This is a genomic window from Bacillus sp. MYb78, from assembly GCF_002975115.1.
GTDB lineage: Bacteria > Bacillota > Bacilli > Bacillales > Bacillaceae_G > Bacillus_A > Bacillus_A cereus.
Genome location: NZ_PCOB01000007.1, coordinates 78040 through 95961 on the forward strand (window position 1 = coordinate 78040; position 17922 = coordinate 95961).

Genomic DNA, 17922 nt, shown 5'->3' on the forward strand with positions numbered 1-17922 from the left:
GACAGGAAGTGACAGTATGGAAAATGTTTTAAAGAATGATTGGGGACCATTATTGGCACCAGAATTTGAGAAAGAGTATTATCGTACTCTATCCAATTTTTTGACAGAAGAGTACAGCACGCATGTTGTTTATCCGAAAGTAGAAGATATTTTTAACGCTCTTCAGTATACAAGTTATGAAAATACAAAGGTTGTTATTTTAGGACAAGATCCATATCATGGACCGAATCAAGCGCATGGTTTAAGTTTTTCTGTACAACCTGATGTTAAAACACCACCATCATTGTTAAATATGTATAAAGAACTTCGAGATGAATATGGTTATGAAATCCCGAATAACGGTTATTTAGTAAAATGGGCGGAACAAGGAGTATTACTACTAAATACCGTATTAACAGTTCGTCAAGGCGAAGCAAATTCTCATAAGGGAAAAGGATGGGAGCACTTCACAGATCGTGTGATTGAACTGTTGAACGAACGTGCAAAGCCAGTTGTTTTCATATTGTGGGGGCGCCATGCGCAGGCGAAGAAGAAGTTAATTACGAATCCGAATCATCATATTATCGAATCTGTACATCCAAGCCCATTATCGGCAAGACGTGGTTTCTTTGGTAGTAAGCCATACTCTAAAGTAAATACGATTTTAGCTAATATGGGAGAAAGAGAAATTGATTGGGAAATTCCAAATTTATAAATAGAAAAGGTAGTTAACAGTCGTTAACTACCTTTTTATTATTGTTGTTCGTTCTTTAATTTTGCATCTAGTACAAAAGTACCAAATGGGATAACTGATGAAACAAATGCTCCAAGTGCCCATAAAATTGATTTACGGTGTACGATTGTTACTTGAATTACTGCAAAGATGAATAGAATAAACAGAACACCATGAGCCATGCCTGTAATTTTAACAGCTGTTGCAAATCCTGCGAAATATTTCAATGGCATTGCTACAAATAATAGTAATAGGAAAGAAATACCCTCAACTAGTCCAATTGCTCTTAATCGTCCGATTGGTGTAGATAACATAAAGTAGCCTCCTTTAACGTATGCTTGTATATAGTAAATTTGTATTCTTTTTCAAAATAAAATAGTCTATTTTGTTTCATTATATACAAAAAGAAAGTTTACACTACGAGAATAGTGCAAAGTTCAAAATATAGTCACAAAAGCATGAGAATTTAAATAAAAACCTATTTGAAGTATTTGACTTCAAATAGGTTTTGTGAATGAAAATATTAAACAAGTACATCCGTTTTTAAAACGAATTTCTCTACAACTTTTGCGACACCATCATTCATATTTGTATCTGTTACGTAGTTTGCAATTTCTTTAATATCATCAGGTGCATTGCCCATTGCAACACCAAGACCAGCAAATTCAATCATTGCTTGGTCGTTATAGCTATCGCCCATTGCGATAACTTCTTCACGCTTAATGCCAAGCTTTTGAATCAGTTTGTTTAAGCTCGTTCCTTTTGTAACACCGGCTTCAGTAAATTCTAAGAAGAATGGTTTCGAACGCATCACGCTTAATTGGCCTTCTAGTTGTTGTTGTAGTTTTGATTCTACTATTTGTAAGTGTTCTGGATTTTCTACCATTAATACTTTTACAACTGGTTGTTGTACAGCTTCTTTCAGATTATTTACTTCTACAATTGGCATACCTGTAATTTGACCTTCAATTTCTGTATAAGAGTTGTTTTTTTCAGTAATAATATCGTCACCAATGTATGTGTGGATCCAGACGTTTTCTTCTTTACTAATATCGTATAGACTGTGAACGATTTCAGGAGATAACGTACTACTGAATAATTCTTCATCTGTTTTACAGTTAATAATTTTTGCACCGTTAAATGAAAGAATGAAGCTACCATACTCTTCTAAATGTAGTTCTTTTGCGATTGTACGCATTGCGAATGTTGGACGTCCAGAAGCAAGTACAACCTTTACCCCTTGCTCTTGTGCAGTCATTAACGCTTCTTTCGTCCGAGGTGAAATAGTATGGTCATCACGTAATAAAGTATCATCTAAATCTAAAACAATCATTTTATAAGTCATATAGAAAATTCCTTTCTTTAATTGAAATCAAAATACATGTTCATGAAGATGTTGAGGAATAATAGTAAGACATCAAACCTCTTTGAAAAGAAGTAGATAAATCATTATGAGTGTGTTGCTCATAATATCGGTTAATAATCATTGGGGATGGATAAAACCCCAATGATCCAAGTTTGATTTTATCGTAACAACTCTAAAGGTAGAGTGCAATGATGGAAGTTTTCCAATTTACGATATTTGTTTTGCTGTGGAACGAGAAAATAGTATTTCTAGCAAAATGGCCATTACAGATCCAAGAACGAGACCGTTACTTAAAAACGATGCTAGAAATGGTGGAAGTGTGGAATATGCTCCTGCTGGAACAAACATAACTCCGACTCCTGTGAAGATTGAAAGACCGGCTACTTTAAATAATTGTTCTTTATCCTGGACAGTTTCGTATTCTCGAAAGGCGAGGCCAATCATGCTTGCGAATACAGGATAAATAGCGGCATAACCAACTGCAACAGGGATCGCTGCAAAGAATGAAGTAATCTTTGGGAATATACTAACGACAATAATAAAGCTTGACCCTAATATAAAAGGGAGACGTTTATAAATATTAGTCGTTGCAATAAAACCTGCTGATCCAGAAATAGCGACAGGTCCAATAGCTGAAAACAGGCCGCCTAGCAATTGGTTGATTCCTGTTATAATGCCGGCTTGTTTAAAACGATCTGATGCAGCATTTTCTTCATATTTAGAGACAACCTTTTGTACAACGCGAATACTTGCTAACATATTTGTTAGAAGTAAGAGTGTAACAAATATGACCGTAATTACCATGTTCCATTCAACACGAGGCATGCCGAAAACAAATAAGGACGGAAAACGGATTATGTCTGTCACTGGTGTTATTGGATTAGATAATCCGAAGCATGCGAATAATATCCAGCCGCATATGATACTGAAAAGAACGGAATATTGTCCAATAATAGGTAGCTTCATGATGAAAAAGGATAGTAAAATAACAATGAGTGAAAGAATAAATACGTTAGGTTGTACTTCTGTATGTTTTCCATCAAGGCCAAACATTCCCTTTAAGAAGGAGCCACTGAGTTGCGCGACAAGAAGAAATAAATACGTTCCAATGACTGTCGGTGTAAAATAGCGAACGAGTTTATCAATAAGTCCAAAAACGCTAAGAATAATACAAATAATACCGCTTAATAAGAAAGCATATTGAAGAACTTTAAGTGTCTCATTGCTTGATCCAAATAATACGACGCCTAAACTTGCGTAAAGGGAGAAAATTCCCCACCAAAGGCCAGCAGGACCTTCTTGAATAGGAAGTTTATGCCCAAATATAGCTTGCAAGAGACCAGCAAAGCCTAGAACAAATAATGTTCTTTGTACGAATGCAATGGCTTCAGCGCCATCAAGACCATAACTAGTTGCGACACTAATTGGTACAATAAGGCTTCCAGCTAAAATAAATAGTGCCCATTGTAAGGCGGAAAGAAATGTCTTCATTATATCAACCTCTTTCATAGATTCCGTATCTAGTATATACGTATTTTATTTCCACTGGCAAAGATTGTAGATAGAGAAAAGAGTTGAAACACGGTATGAATGCACGTAAGCAATTATGGATAGCAGTTATATGTATGACTTTTGTTGTAATTCTAGGAACGATAGGATTTATGACAATTGAAGAGATTAGTTTGTTTCAAGCATTTTGGATGACGATGATTACTGTATTGACTGTTGGATACGGAGATGCCGTTCCTGTAACGCAAGCAGGGAAAGTATTTGCGCTCCTTATTATTCCTGTTGGTGTAGGTATTGTTACGTATGCAATTGGGGTAGTGGCAGCTATGATTATTGAAGGGAATTTATTTCATGCAGTACGGAGGAAGAAGATGGATAAACAAATAGCGCAGTTGAAAAATCATATTATAGTATGTGGTTGCGGTAGAGTGGGGCTTCAAGTTGTACATGAATTGCAAGAAAAGAACATTCCATTTGTCGTTGTTGATAAAGATGAAAGTATATTGGAGCAGGAAAAGCTTTTATTTGTACATGGAGATGCAACGGAAGATCAAGTATTACATAATGCCGGAATTTTAAAAGCAGCTGGTTTAGTTGCTATTGTTGCAAATGATGCCGAAAATGTATTTATTACATTAACAGCAAGAGGATTAAACGATACGATTAAAATTGTGGCGAGATCTGAAAAGCCAGAAACTGAAGAGAAATTAAGGCGTGCTGGTGCAAATAAGGTTATTAATCCATCTAGTATGGCAGGTATTCATATAGCAAAAGGTATTGCAAATCCATTAACCGTTCATTATATTGATACAGTGTTGTATGGAGTAGAACAGTCATTTGTCATTGAAGAAATTCTAGTTGGCAAAGATTCAATACTAGTCGGTAAATCGTTACTAGAGAGTAATGTAAGGAATCAGTTTGATGTAACGATATTAGCGATTTCAAGAAATGGTAATATTATACATAATCCAACAGGGCAGGAAAAATTACAAGAACATGATATGATAATAGTATTTGGTTCAGTAGAGAAACTGGGACAATTTGAGAAAGAATTACAAAGTACGAGGTGATAAGGAATGCAAATATCTAGTGACAAGATTTTAAATAAAATGGCGAATGAAATTGCGAAGGCAAAAAGTAGCGAAGGACAAAAGTCAAAAGAACATTTATTAGTTGTGCGTGCTTTATGCGATTTACTATTAGATGAACAGGTTGAATCTTCTACGTATAGGGAGCCGCAAATTCAATCGCAAGTAATTGGATCACAGCCTATAACAACAGTTCAACCAGTTATACCAGTTTCTGGAGAACCTGTGTATATAAAAGAAGAAGGTGCAAATGGTAATTCTTTATTTGATTTTTAAGAATTAAATCGTTTGGCTTATATGAAAAAATTGCTTATGATAAAGGTAAAAAAGGGGAATTAAGATGAAAATTTTCTTTTTACTAGGTTGTATTGCAGCGGGGCTATCTGTTGCGTTAGGGGCCTTTGGAGCACACGGTTTAGAAAATAAAATTTCTGCGAAAATGTTAGAAGTTTGGAAAACAGGCGTTACATATCAGATGTTTCATGCAGGTGGATTATTCGTAGTTGCTTTATTGATGGATAAGGTTCAATCATCACTTTTAACTACTGCTGGTTGGCTAATGGTAGCTGGGATTATTATGTTCTCAGGTAGTTTGTATGCATTAAGTACGACAGGCATTAAGTTCTTTGGCCCAATTACACCTCTTGGTGGTGTAGCGTTTATTGTGGCGTGGATTCTAGTAGGGACTGCAGTTGTAAAAGGATTATAAAAAACAAAAGCTGGCATTTGCCAGCTTTTTTTATGGTCTTGGAGTATAAGTTGCTTGTTGACTAGGTAAATACGTAATTTCTTCTGGAAATTCTACGTAATCTAAGTAGATCATTAATAGTAAATAGCGTTTTCCTGATTGCGGTTCACTAATAACGATATGGTCACGGCCGGCTGCTTCAATAATACCTGTATAAGATTGTGTACCAAGGGAACTGCCACGTTCATAAGTCATTACAACTGTAGCTTGCTTACCTTTGTTTAAACGAAGGATATTTTCAATATAGGATTGCTCTAGAGGTAACATGCCTTGAGAAATTGCATATTGAGCTTGCGCAGCTTGAGCTGTTTGTTGTTGCATTGCTTGCTGTTGTTGTTGAGTCATTTGTTGTGGTTGGACATAAGTTCCAGATGGTTGATAAAAACCTGTTCCATAGTACGGATTTTGTTGCTGTGCCATTCAAAAATCCCTCCTCATTTTCATCTCTTAATATACGCTAGGACAGTCTTCACCAGATGGTTGGAAGAAGCAGTGCTTTTTGAAGCGACCAGAGTTTTGTTGGTTATACCAAGTTGGTGGACAAGGACCTTCAGGTCTAAAGAACCATAAGGCAAAGTTAGCGGGCCAAAAACGTTGTCCTTGAATAGTTCGCCTTGCTAAGGCGATATCTTGTTCACGGGCTCTTTGATAAAAATATCCTTTTTGTGTTGCCTCAAAACCACCAGGATTTTGATACACCATTTGACGTAAATTACGAATACTTTTAAAGTCTAAACAATTTCCGCGGACACGATTTACCCCAACGTTTCCGACCATTAACATTCCTTGTTGCCCTTCTCCTTCGGCTTCAGCACGCATCAGTCTAGCTAACAACTTTACATCTGCTTCGTTATAAGCAATAACACCCATTATGTGTCACCTCTCTTTTTGTAATACCTTTTGGAAAGAGGTTTATTTCTAGATGAAGTGTGGAACAATTACTAGTTCATACGTATGAGAAAAAGGACTCAGATATGACAACCAAACGAAGTTTTACATTGAGAGAGGAAAATAAAAAAAGCTAGCGTGAGCTAGCTTTTCATCATTAAAATACTTTAGACCATAAGTTTGAGAAGAAATCTCCAATAGAGCGCATTGTTAGCACAAACCAATTTGCTTTTTCAACTTCCTCTGTTGTTTTTGCAGTAACTTTCATACTTTTACTACCGTCTAAGAAACCATATTTATCAGTTGATTCTAAAGTAATTGAGCCTACTTTAGCATCTTTCTTAACAGGAGCAACTAAATGTCCATCTTCAGCAAGAGATTTATCTAATTCAGTCCCAATTTTATAAGGATCTTTGCTACCTTTTTTCGCAATTACTGTTATTTCTTTTTCAGGTGCAACCGTTACTTGATCTTCTTTCCCTTTTACTACAGAGATTGTGTTATTTTTATCAACCTTGAGCTTTTGTTTTTCGAAGTTATTAAATCCATATTCGATTAATTCACGAGATTCTGTGAAGCGCTCGTCCATTGATTTCGTTTTAATAATAACCGAGATAAGACGTAAATCACCGCGTTTCGCAGTAATAGTAAATCCATATCCAGCTGTATCAGAACTTCCTGTTTTTAAACCATCAGTACCTTCATAAGCGAAGGCAGCTCCTGGTAACATCCAGTTCCAGTTTTCCATACGAATTGGTTTTGGATGATTGTCTGGGAAGTTTCTAAATCTTTGTTTTGTATCCTCTAGCATTTCTGGATACTTTGTAATCATTACTTTTGAAAGTATACCCATATCGCGAGCTGACATAGAGTTTTCTGCATTTGGATCAGTACCCTCGGGATGTTTCCCTTTTAAGTCAGCGTTATTTAAACCAGTAGCGTTTACAAATTTATATTTCTTTAACCCTAGTTTTTTTGCATGTTCATTTGCAAGATTTAAGAAGTTTTTCTCACTTTCTGCAAGTAGCTCTGCTAAAGCAATACTAGACCCGTTTGCAGAGAAGATAACAATAGAATGATATAATTCTTTTACAGTATATTGACGTCCTTTTTCGAACGGTACGTTAGAGAATTCATTATTACGTGAGACTTCATAAGCGTAATCGGAAATATTTACTTTCGTATCCCAAGTAATTTTCCCTTCTTTAATTGCTTCTAAAACAGCGTAAACAACAATTAATTTTGACATACTAGCAATAGCTAGCAGTTCGTCTGGGTTTTGTTCATGCAGTATTTTCCCTGTATCTGCATCAAATAGAAGTGCAGCAGCAGCTTCTATTTGTATTTTTTCTTCCGCATGGGATGTTGTTACTTCTAAGGAAGAAATTGACAATAGAAGCGCTAGTAAAATAGACAAGATTTTCTTCATATAAATTATCACCTTCGCATCGTTATTAGCATATAGCTCGTACCATTTTAGCATGAATTTGGATATAGAAAAGTTACAATTTTGTAAGGAATTTGTCGGTTTTTGTTCGAATTTGCGGGAAAAAGGAGTTTTTTGAGGAGAAATATAGAGGGAAATAAAAAAAGGAACGAATTTCGTCCCTTTTTCAATATTATATGTGTAAAAATTTCTCTACTTTTTCGTCTGGTAAGATGTTTCCAACGAAGAATGTTCCGAATTCACCATAACGAGCACTTACTTCATCAAATCGCATTTCATATATAAGTTTCTTAAATTGAAGAACATCGTCAGCGAATAATGTTACGCCCCACTCGAAATCATCGAATCCAACAGATCCTGAAATAACTTGGCGTACTTTCCCTGCGTATTGGCGACCAATCTTGCTGTGACTGTACATCATTTTTTTACGCTCTTCCATAGGAAGCATGTACCAGTTGTCATCACCTTGGCGACGCTTATCCATTGGATAGAAGCAAATATGATTTGCTTTCGGTAATTCAGGATATAAGCGAGCTAAAATTTGTGGATTTTGATATGGATCCTCATCAGCTGGAAGGTAGTTGCTTAGTTCAACAACAGATACGTAAGAATATGCAGGAACCATATATTCAGCTAATGTTGTTTTATTCAATTCTGTCTCAATTTCATTTAACTCTTCCATTGTTGGACGTAAAATCATAAGCATAATATCAGCTTTTTGACCAACAACTGTATACATTGCGTGACTACCTTTTTTCGCAGTAGCTACTTCGTTCCATTTTTCAACGACATTTAAAAATTCAGACACTGCTTGTCCGCGTTCGTCGCTAGATAATGTTTTCCATGCAGCCCAATCAATAGAACGTAAATCATGTAAACAATACCAGCCATCTAACGTTGTTGTTGCTTCACTCATTCTATTCACCTCAGTTAATGATAGTTTTACACGTTAACTATAGCATATATAGTTTTAAAATCATCTATATAAAACCTTGGCGCATAAAATTGTCACATTTAAGTGTTTAAGCGAGGTGAATTTAACGGCTGAATTTTATGAAAATATAATCATTTTTATTTTATCTATTTTTTGGGAGCTATAAGTTTAAAATATAGAAGAAAAGCAGTATTCTTAAAGATAGAGTTTTTTAACATATGTAGGAGGGTTTATTCGTGAGCAACTTATTTACAACAGTAAAAGAAAAAGTTCAAGGAAAAGGCATTTCTATCGTACTTCCTGAAGGAACTGATGAAAGAATTTTAGGCGCTGCAGAGCGTTTAGCAAAAGAAGAGTTAGTAAAACCAATCTTAGTTGGTAATAAGGAAGAAATTAGCGCAAAAGCTGCTAGCATGAATTTAACATTAGCAGGCGTTGATATTTACGACCCAGCTACATACGAAGAAATGGATGCAATGGTAGCATCTTTCGTTGAACGCCGTAAAGGTAAAGCAACTGAAGAAGACGCTCGCAAAATCCTTAAAGACGAAAACTACTTCGGTACAATGCTTGTATACATGGGCAAAGCACACGGTTTAGTAAGTGGTGCAGCTCACTCTACAGCTGATACAGTTCGTCCGGCACTTCAAATTATTAAAACAAAACCAGGCGTTACAAAAACTTCTGGCGTATTCATCATGGTACGTGAAGAAGAGAAATATGTATTCGCTGATTGCGCAATTAACATTGCACCAAACAGCCAAGATTTAGCTGAAATCGGTATCGAAAGTGCGAAAACTGCTGAGTTATTCGGCATTGATCCACGTGTTGCTATGTTAAGCTTCTCTACAAAAGGTTCTGCGAAATCTCCAGAAACAGAAAAAGTTGTAGAAGCAACTCGCATTGCAAAAGAAATGGCTCCTGAGTTAACTTTAGATGGAGAATTCCAATTCGATGCTGCATTCGTACCATCTGTAGCGGAGAAAAAAGCTCCAGGTTCTACAATTAAAGGTGATGCTAACGTATTCGTATTCCCAAGCTTAGAAGCTGGTAATATCGGCTACAAAATCGCTCAACGTTTAGGTAACTTCGAAGCAGTAGGACCAATCTTACAAGGTTTAAACATGCCTGTAAATGACCTGTCTCGTGGATGTAACGAAGAAGAAGTGTACAAGTTAGCTTTAATTACAGCAGCTCAAGCACTTTAATTCTAAAATGAATTAGTATGGAAAATGACCACCCTTAGGGTGGTCATTTTTATTTTTCTAAGCCAAGTGCTTTATTATTACGATCAATAATACGTTGTAAATTCGTCTCATATAAAGGAATCTCATCTATTGTTAATTGAGATGGTGTTAACTTTGGAGCGAATTGCTGCAATGTTTTTAAAAGACGCATCATTAAATCTTGTACTGTAATGGTTTCGCCAAGTAATTCTGAGAGTGAGGCCATCGTACTTGGTACAATTTCAGGGTACGTAAAGCGTGTTTCTTTTCCTTGAATTGCTAGGTTGTAGAAATCACGAACGAGTGCGGCACGCTCAGAGCCACTTCCGGTAGCACAGAGATAAATTTGGACAGCGACACCGCCGCGAATACGACGTTGTGAAATACCAGCGAATTTTTGATTGCGAATACTTAAGTCATAACTACCAGGACAGTAAGAGCCAACAATTTCTTTTGCCTCGATAGTAACGTTGTAATCCTTTAACATCTCCTTAATTAAATGCCACATCGTATCGTATCCAAGATCAATATCGATACCTTTTTCTGTTTCTTGGAATAAAAGTGATACGTTTAAAACACCTTCATCAAGCACGACTGCAAGCCCGCCAGAATTACGAACAATAACATTGAAGTTGTGTTGTTTTAAAAAAGAAATACCTTCTTCTAAATGCGGAAGGCGTGAATCTTGAATGCCAAGGACAATTGTATTGTGATGAACCCAAGAACGCATTGTTGCGGCTGAATTGCCATTTCCAATGCTTGTGCATAATGTGTCATCCATTGCGAATGACTGAAGTGCGTGGAATGTTGGTCCCAAACTAGACTGATCTACAATGCGCCACTCTGGCTGAGATAAAATGGAACGGGAATTGCTCATATAACTAACCCCTTATCTTTAAAATGACAATCTCTATTATAGCAAAAAATGAAGAATGGAGTTTTCTCACATATAAAGGGGGAGCTTAAAGGTGAAATAATAAAAAGGATGCATTACATGCATCCTTTTTATTCTGCAATTTTTTCTAAATTACCGTTTCGGTCCATTCGGAAAGATGTTTGAGAACGTTCTTCGTCATCCATGACTGCCAATTTACGAGCTCGGTTCATAATGTTCATAAGTGTTTCGTAATCTTCTTGTACAGTATGAGATTGCTTTTCTAACTTTTCTAGTTTCTTTTCTAGTTCCTCATTCCGAAGGATTTGTGCTTTAATTTCTTGTTTCAATCTCGTATTCTCGTTTTCAAGAGCTGTCACTTTTATATTTGAAGATCCGACTGTTTGTAAAAAATAAATAACATCTTGCATTGTCATAGAGCTTCTTGCAGCAGGAGCAGTAGATTCTTGATATGGAATAGCTTCTTTATATTGTACGATTGATTCCTCTTGTACTAATTCTTCATAATCAGTTATCGAATCTGAAGCTGGTGGTGTATAAAGTAAACGTTTTTTCGCTTGTTCACCGCTTGCAGCACGCATTTTATCTTTACGATGTTTTTTTGCTAGTTGAAGAGCTTGTTCATAGCTATAGCGAACGACAGCATTCCAGCGGAAACCACAAGCAGCAGATGTACGATTTAACTGATCTCCTACTTCCTCAAATGCATTTAATTGCGTACTTCCTTCTCGAACATGACGAAGTACCGTTTCAGCAAGTAATAAATCATCCTCATCTGTCCAAGCATCTTGTCTTACTTTCATAGATTCAACTCCCTTTCTTTTTATGAACTTCCTATTTTTATAATGGGCAAAAAAATAAACTTTTATACAAAGCTTTTAAAAATATGGTAGATTTCGATGAAAGGTAAAAATTTTCCCATGAATGGTGAGCGCTTCTGTAGGAGAGCATATAAATATGTAGCATTATGTAGAGAATAGGCTTTGTAGGGAAACTTGCAACGAGCTTCAAAGAGCGGTAAAATACCATTTAGTGTTTATTTTTAAACGAACTTGAGAAAAGTTTAAAATAGAGGAAGTGTTATATAATGGGAAACGAATTTCGCGTGTGCGATGACTGTCAGGCAACGAACGTTAAAACGTTAGTTCCGAAGTTAAAAAAAGTAGATTCATGTGCAACGATTGAAGTTGGATGTCAGTCTTACTGTGGTCCTGGTCGTAAAAAATCATTCGCATTTGTAAATAACCGTCCAGTTGCGGCTCCAACAGAAGATGAGTTAATCGTAAAAATTGAAGCAAAGTTAAATAAGTAAGAAAAAGAAGAGTGAAAAGATTACTCTTCTTTTTTTATGCCCATAAGAGGAAAGATTTATTCTGCGAAAGTACTCTTGTGTGGACGAACGTTTTCTAAAGGATGGATATAACTTTTGTATTAAAGTTCCAATTTATATAAATTTATATTTCAAAATAATGGTTGACAGTCTTTTAAAGCGATAGGTAGAATAGAAGTGTCTGATTCTGAGAATCATTATCAGGAAAATAACAATTCACCTAATTTTTTTATTGCTATTTGAGAATAAATTTCATTTTAATAAATATATGTTGTTGGTTAGGATGGTTGAGGGATGGAAGCGAGCGCAAGCAGTATAGAACAGCAAGAAGAGAATGTTAAAGAGATTAAGAGCAGACCGCTCATCGCTTCTATTATTTTAGTAGCGGGTACAGTTTTGTTAGCTTTAAGCATGGCAGTTTCTATTTCTTTTGGGGCTGCAGATATTAGTTTAAAGACTGTATGGCAAGCTGTATTTCAGTTTGATGGATCTATTACACATCATAACGTAATTCAAGAGCTTCGCATGCCTAGAGCAATAGGGGGCGTAGTTGCAGGTGCCTTTTTAGCGGTATCAGGAGCAATTATGCAAGGCATGACGCGAAATCCACTTGCTTCACCGTCGTTAATGGGAATTACAGATGGGGCTGTATTTGGAATTGCAATTATGTATGCATTTTTCCCTAATTCACCTTATTTAATGTTTGTTATCGCATCTTTTATTGGAGCTGCGTTTGGTGCAAGCATTGTATATGGAATTGGGTCTTCTTCACCAGGTGGATTAACACCTGTGAAATTAGCTTTAGCAGGTGCAGCTATTAGTGCTTTATTAGGGGCAATTTCATCTGGAATCGCATTGTATTTTAATCTTGCCCAAGAGGTGAGCATGTGGAATGCAGGCGGAGTTGCTGGAGTGAAATGGCAAAGTATTAATATGTTAGTGCCAATTGGCCTTGTTTGTCTTTTTATCGCAATTATGATGTCGAGATATATTACAATTTTGAGCTTCGGTGAAGAAATTGCAATTGGACTTGGTCAAAATACGACATTAATTAAATTTATCGGAACAGTACTTGTTCTTGTTTTAACGGGTTCCGCAGTTTCCATGGCAGGATCAGTAGGGTTTGTTGGTCTTGTAATCCCGCATATGACTCGTTTCCTTGTAGGCTCGGACTATAGATGGGTTATTCCATGTTCTGCGGTCTTAGGCGGGCTGTTAATTGAATGTGCAGATATGTTATCTCGCGTTATTAACCCGCCATTTGAAACGCCAATTGGAGCAATTACAGCGCTAATTGGGGTTCCATTCTTCCTCTACTTAGCACGTAATGAAGGGAGAGGAAAGATGTGAGGACGAGTGTCTTAACAAAAAAGAACATTTCTATATTAACGATTTTAGTAGGACTAATCGTTTCTATATTTCTTATTAGTTTAAATACAGGAACTTTTAAAATACCCCCAATGGACGTATTAAAGTCATTGGTTGGACTAGGGGCTGAAGATCAGTCTGTTATTTTATTTGAATTCCGTATGCCGCGTATGGTAATTGCTATACTAGTCGGATCTGCTTTAGCTATGTCAGGTGCGATTTTGCAAGGTTTATCACGAAATCCACTTGCTGATCCAGGTATTATAGGGATTAATGCTGGAGCGGGATTAACAGTTGTTATATTCGTCTACTTCTTCTTCGGGAAAGTAGGGACTGGTACATTTTTATCTGTATTCATTCTTCCATTTTTCGCACTAGTTGGAGCGATATTAGCAGCGGTAATTATTTATTTATTAGCATGGAAAGACGGCGTTTCATCGACTCGATTAATACTAGTCGGTATTGCCGTTGCAGCTGGATTTGGAGCTGTTAGTTTAATTTTCTCTATGAAGATGACATCTAACGATTTTCGTTTTGCTACGATTTGGCTGGCGGGAAGTCTGTGGGGTACAGATTGGAAATTCGTATTAAGTGTACTTCCATGGATGGTTATTTTCTTACCGCTTGCTATAAGTAAAGCACACATATTAAATGTAATGAACCTAGGCGATTCTACAGCAGTTGGCCTTGGTGTAAATGTAGAAAAAGAAAGACGTAAATTATTATTTATTGCAGTTTGTTTAGCGGGTGCATCTGTTGCTGTTGCCGGTGGAATTGGCTTTATCGGTTTAATGGCCCCGCATTTAGCAAGGCGCCTTGTTGGTGGCAAACATCAAATCATGTTGCCCACAGCTGCGCTAATAGGAACGTTTTTACTTTTATTCGCAGACGTAATTTCAAGAAGTGTACTAACAACTTCAGAAATACCAGTCGGTCTTGTTATTTCTGTAATTGGTGCACCGTATTTCATTTATTTACTTATGAGGACAAAATAAAGGGAGGCTTTTCGTATGGCAACTTTAGCGGTTGATGCGGTATCTGTTGGCTATAATGAAGGTTTAATTATTGATGGATTAACAGTTGAAATTCCGGAAGGGAAAATTACAACAATTATTGGGCCAAATGGTTGTGGGAAGTCCACATTATTAAAAACGGCGTCTCGTATTTTGAAGGCAAAACAAGGTACTGTTTATCTTGACGGAAAAGCAATTGAGAAACAGCCAACGAAAGAAATTGCAAAGAAAATGGCGATTTTACCACAAACTGCAGAAGTACCAACGGGTCTTACTGTATTTGAGCTTGTGTCATACGGAAGATTCCCTCATCAAAAAGGGTTTGGCACGTTGAAAGAAGAGGATTATCGCTACATTAACTGGGCACTTGAAGTGACAGGAATGAAAGAATTTGCGAATCGTCCAGCAGAAGCGCTATCTGGTGGTCAACGTCAACGTGTTTGGATTGCAATGGCTCTTGCACAAGGAACAGAATTACTTGTATTGGATGAACCAACAACGTACTTAGATATGGCTCATCAATTAGAAGTATTAAACTTATTGAAAAAGTTAAATGAAGAAGAAGGTAGAACGATTGTTATGGTTATCCATGACTTAAACCACGCTTCTCGTTTCTCAGATCATATGATTGCATTAAAAGCAGGTAAGTTAATGAAACAAGGAACACCAGATGAAGTTATGACAAGTGAAACACTTCGTAACGTATTTGAGATTGAAGCTCAAATCGTTCCATGTCCAGTAAACTGTAAGCCAATTTGCTTAACATATGATTTAGCGATGATTAGTAATCAATTGCGTAAAAAAGCTTAAGTAGAACCCCCTCGTGAAGAGGGGGGACTTCTAATGGACGTTGAGCTTCTTATATAAGAATGGGAAGTTGAACGCCCGTTAGAATGGGGTATTAACAACAATTAATAAAAATATATTGATTAATTGTTATCTTCGTTTCTTATAGTTCATTGCAACTTATAAGATAAATACAGCTAGAAGGAGTGGGAACATGAAGAATTTTAAAATGGCACTATTAGCAATGGTATTAGTTGTGACTTCTGTACTATTTGCTGCTTGTTCTAACAAAGAAGAAGAAAAGAAAGCAGATGCAAAGACTGAAGAGCGCACTGTAAAACATGCAAAAGGGGAAATTAAAATTCCTGCAAACCCAAAGAAAATTGCTGACCTTAGTGGTTCAACAGAAGAATTATTAATTTTCGGTATGAAACCGGTTATTACTGCTAATACATCTCAAGAAAAAATTGATGCACATATTGAAAAGAAACTAAAAGACGTTAAACCAGTTGGTTCTGCTTGGGGCGATAAAATTAACATCGAAGCAGTAGCTGCTGCAAAACCAGATTTAATTCTTGTAAATAATCGTCAAGAAAAGATTTATGATCAATTATCTAAAATTGCACCAACAGTTATGTTAAACACTCCATTAGATCAATGGCGTCCAAAATTCGAAGAAGTAGGTCAAATCTTCGGTAAAGAAAAAGAAACAAAAGAATGGTTCAAAAAGTATGATGAAAAAGCAAGCAAATTACATGACAAAATCGTCGCTAAAACTGGTGAAGCAACATTCATGAAAATGGCTGCGTATCCAAATGCTTTCCGCGTATACGGTGACTACGGTTACGGTAGCGTAATCTTTAATGATTTAAAACTACCAGCAGTTAAAGGTACACCAACTGATAAACCACTAGTACAAGTACAAAAAGAAGCTTTAATCGATTACAACCCAGATTACTTATTCGTATTTACAACTGGTGACGGTTCTCAGCGCTTAAAAGAATTCCAAGAAGAATCAATTTGGAAAAACATGAACGCTGTTAAAAACAACCACGTATTCACAATTAAAAATGAAGACTTAAACAAAGGTTACTTCCCATTAGGGAAAGATATGATCTTAGACGAAGTTGCTGAATTCGTTTTAGGTAAATAATGTATAAAGGAAATCACTTTTACTTCGGTAAAGGTGATTTTTTCTTTTTATAAAGGTAATTAATACAGTCTTTCATTTCTTTCTGTTTCTCATTTCGTTTATAATATAAAGTAAGAATGTAGTAAAGAAAGGGGGATGTCGGAAAGTGGTATATTTAAACGACAAACTCAGCGAAACAAAAGTGTTTAAAGACCCAGTACATAAATATGTGCACGTGCGTGATCGTGTTATTTGGGATTTAATCGGAACGAAAGAATTTCAACGCTTGCGCCGTATTAAGCAGCTTGGAACGACATTTTTTACATTTCACGGTGCAGAGCATAGTCGCTTTACTCATTCGTTAGGTGTATACGAAATTATTCGTCGTATGATTGATGATGTGTTTGATGGCAGACCAAATTGGAATGCTGAAGATAGATTGTTATGTTTATGTGCGGCATTACTTCATGATGTCGGTCACGGCCCATTTTCTCACTCGTTTGAAAAAGTATTTTCATTAGATCATGAGAAATTTACGCAAAAGATTATTGTTGGCAATACGGAGATTAATGATGTATTAAGTCGTGTTGATAAGGAGTTTCCACAAAAGGTAGCAGATGTAATTGCAAAAACGTCTACTAATAAATTAGCAATTAGTATGATTTCGAGCCAAATTGATGCGGATCGTATGGATTATTTATTAAGAGATGCTTATTTTACAGGCGTAAAGTATGGAAACTTCGATATGGAACGTATACTGCGTGTAATGCGCCCGTATGGGGATCAAGTAGTCATTAAAAATAGTGGTATGCATGCTGTTGAGCATTACATTATGAGTCGTTATCAAATGTATTGGCAAGTATATTTCCATCCGGTAACGCGAAGTGCAGAAGTTATTTTAACGAAGATTTTACACCGTGCTAAATCATTGCACGAGAAGTATTATACATTTAAAAATCATCCTGTTCATTTCTATTCTTTATTTGAAGAAGAAGTAACAGTAGAGGATTATTTAAAGTTAGACGAGAACGTTATGTATTACTACTTCCAAGTATGGCAGGAAGAAGAAGATCCAATTTTAAGCGATCTATGCCGCCGTTTTATGAATCGAAACCTATTTAAATATGTAGAGTTTACAGATAAACACGGTTTAGATAATTGGATGGAATTAAGTAGTTTATTTAAAAAGATTGGACTTGATCCGGAGTATTATTTAGTAGTTGATTCAACATCAGACTTACCGTATGACTTTTATCGTGCAGGAGAAGAAGAAGAGCGTTTGCCAATCCTACTTCTTATGCCAAACGGAGAGCTTAGAGAGCTTTCACGTGAATCGGATATTGTTGAGGCGATTACAGGTAAGAAAAGAACGGACCAAAAGCTATTCTATCCACATGATTTAATCTATGAAGATGGAAGAAAAGGAAAATATAAAGAGAGAATTATTGAGTTGTTAGAAGGAAAGAAATAAGAAGCAGCT

Annotated in this window: 20 protein-coding genes; 11 read left to right on the forward strand and 9 right to left on the reverse strand. The window is 36.3% G+C overall.

Features of this window, described 5'->3' with window-relative positions:
* Positions 1-16: 16 nt before the first annotated feature.
* Positions 17-694, forward strand: coding sequence for a uracil-DNA glycosylase (locus tag CQ064_RS15935; RefSeq protein ID WP_000432540.1), 678 nt, complete (start codon positions 17-19; stop codon positions 692-694).
* 38 nt (positions 695-732) lie between these two features.
* Here CQ064_RS15935 and CQ064_RS15940 read toward each other — a convergent pair whose 3' ends face one another.
* The 3 genes from CQ064_RS15940 to CQ064_RS15950 form a co-directional block, all read right to left on the reverse strand.
* Complete coding sequence (locus CQ064_RS15940; RefSeq protein ID WP_000953396.1) at positions 733-1026, reverse strand: DUF3817 domain-containing protein; 294 nt, start codon at positions 1024-1026, stop codon at positions 733-735.
* Positions 1027-1235: 209 nt separating this feature from the next.
* The gene (locus CQ064_RS15945) at positions 1236-2057 is read right to left on the reverse strand and encodes a Cof-type HAD-IIB family hydrolase (RefSeq protein ID WP_000221372.1); all 822 of its coding nucleotides are present in this window, start codon (positions 2055-2057) and stop codon (positions 1236-1238) included.
* Between the two features lie 228 nt (positions 2058-2285).
* Positions 2286-3569 carry a purine/pyrimidine permease gene (locus CQ064_RS15950; protein ID WP_000847031.1) on the reverse strand — a complete coding sequence of 428 codons (1284 nt, stop codon included), beginning with the start codon at positions 3567-3569 and terminating at the stop codon, positions 2286-2288.
* Positions 3570-3664: 95 nt separating this feature from the next.
* On the opposite strand from CQ064_RS15950, the gene CQ064_RS15955 reads away from it, so the two are divergent.
* The 3 genes from CQ064_RS15955 to CQ064_RS15965 all read left to right on the forward strand — a co-directional run bounded on the left by CQ064_RS15955 (position 3665) and on the right by CQ064_RS15965 (position 5384).
* Positions 3665-4657, forward strand: a complete 993-nt coding sequence (locus tag CQ064_RS15955; protein WP_000993985.1) for a potassium channel family protein — start codon at positions 3665-3667, stop codon at positions 4655-4657.
* A 6-nt stretch (positions 4658-4663) separates the two neighbouring features.
* Positions 4664-4951 (forward strand): YwdI family protein, encoded by a 288-nt coding sequence (locus CQ064_RS15960; RefSeq protein ID WP_001167346.1) that lies wholly within the window; start codon positions 4664-4666, stop codon positions 4949-4951.
* Between the two features lie 64 nt (positions 4952-5015).
* On the forward strand, positions 5016-5384 hold the full coding sequence (locus CQ064_RS15965; RefSeq protein WP_000688315.1) for a DUF423 domain-containing protein: 369 nt from the start codon (positions 5016-5018) through the stop codon (positions 5382-5384).
* Between the two features lie 30 nt (positions 5385-5414).
* On the opposite strand, the gene gerQ is transcribed toward CQ064_RS15965, so the two are convergent.
* From gerQ to hemQ, 4 genes are all read right to left on the reverse strand, one after another.
* Positions 5415-5843, reverse strand: coding sequence for a spore coat protein GerQ (gene gerQ, locus CQ064_RS15970; RefSeq protein WP_000068652.1), 429 nt, complete (start codon positions 5841-5843; stop codon positions 5415-5417).
* 27 nt (positions 5844-5870) lie between these two features.
* Entirely contained in the window at positions 5871-6293 is a 423-nt protein-coding gene (gene cwlJ / locus CQ064_RS15975) for a cell wall hydrolase CwlJ (protein WP_000538155.1), read from the reverse strand.
* A gap of 175 nt (positions 6294-6468) precedes the next feature.
* Positions 6469-7740, reverse strand: coding sequence for a serine hydrolase (locus CQ064_RS15980; protein ID WP_000722833.1), 1272 nt, complete (start codon positions 7738-7740; stop codon positions 6469-6471).
* Positions 7741-7930: 190 nt separating this feature from the next.
* Positions 7931-8674 (reverse strand): hydrogen peroxide-dependent heme synthase, encoded by a 744-nt coding sequence (hemQ, locus tag CQ064_RS15985; protein WP_001287595.1) that lies wholly within the window; start codon positions 8672-8674, stop codon positions 7931-7933.
* Positions 8675-8928: 254 nt separating this feature from the next.
* Here hemQ and pta point away from each other — a divergent pair, with 254 nt between their 5' ends.
* Positions 8929-9900, forward strand: coding sequence for a phosphate acetyltransferase (gene pta, locus CQ064_RS15990; RefSeq protein ID WP_000067215.1), 972 nt, complete (start codon positions 8929-8931; stop codon positions 9898-9900).
* Between the two features lie 49 nt (positions 9901-9949).
* On the opposite strand, the gene lipL is transcribed toward pta, so the two are convergent.
* Together lipL and CQ064_RS16000 are read right to left on the reverse strand one after the other, a co-directional pair.
* Positions 9950-10795, reverse strand: coding sequence for an octanoyl-[GcvH]:protein N-octanoyltransferase (lipL, locus tag CQ064_RS15995; protein ID WP_000071953.1), 846 nt, complete (start codon positions 10793-10795; stop codon positions 9950-9952).
* Between the two features lie 128 nt (positions 10796-10923).
* Positions 10924-11616: an RsfA family transcriptional regulator gene (locus CQ064_RS16000; RefSeq protein WP_000868358.1), complete on the reverse strand. Its 693-nt coding sequence runs from the start codon at positions 11614-11616 to the stop codon at positions 10924-10926.
* Positions 11617-11900: 284 nt separating this feature from the next.
* Between CQ064_RS16000 and CQ064_RS16005 the strand changes: the two genes are divergently transcribed.
* The 6 genes from CQ064_RS16005 to CQ064_RS16030 all read left to right on the forward strand — a co-directional run bounded on the left by CQ064_RS16005 (position 11901) and on the right by CQ064_RS16030 (position 17913).
* Entirely contained in the window at positions 11901-12125 is a 225-nt protein-coding gene (locus CQ064_RS16005; protein WP_000526079.1) for a YuzB family protein, read from the forward strand.
* A 312-nt stretch (positions 12126-12437) separates the two neighbouring features.
* Positions 12438-13493 (forward strand): FecCD family ABC transporter permease, encoded by a 1056-nt coding sequence (locus CQ064_RS16010; protein WP_000388296.1) that lies wholly within the window; start codon positions 12438-12440, stop codon positions 13491-13493.
* Positions 13490-14506, forward strand: coding sequence for a FecCD family ABC transporter permease (locus tag CQ064_RS16015; RefSeq protein WP_001260757.1), 1017 nt, complete (start codon positions 13490-13492; stop codon positions 14504-14506). Before CQ064_RS16010 ends, CQ064_RS16015 begins: the two co-directional genes overlap by 4 nt.
* 15 nt (positions 14507-14521) lie before the next feature.
* A complete protein-coding gene (locus tag CQ064_RS16020) occupies positions 14522-15334 on the forward strand; it encodes an ABC transporter ATP-binding protein (RefSeq protein ID WP_000212068.1) in 813 nt (270 codons plus the stop codon).
* 190 nt (positions 15335-15524) lie between these two features.
* Positions 15525-16463 (forward strand): ABC transporter substrate-binding protein, encoded by a 939-nt coding sequence (locus tag CQ064_RS16025; protein ID WP_000787724.1) that lies wholly within the window; start codon positions 15525-15527, stop codon positions 16461-16463.
* A gap of 145 nt (positions 16464-16608) precedes the next feature.
* Positions 16609-17913: an HD domain-containing protein gene (locus CQ064_RS16030; RefSeq protein WP_000262741.1), complete on the forward strand. Its 1305-nt coding sequence runs from the start codon at positions 16609-16611 to the stop codon at positions 17911-17913.
* Positions 17914-17922: the final 9 nt, after the last annotated feature.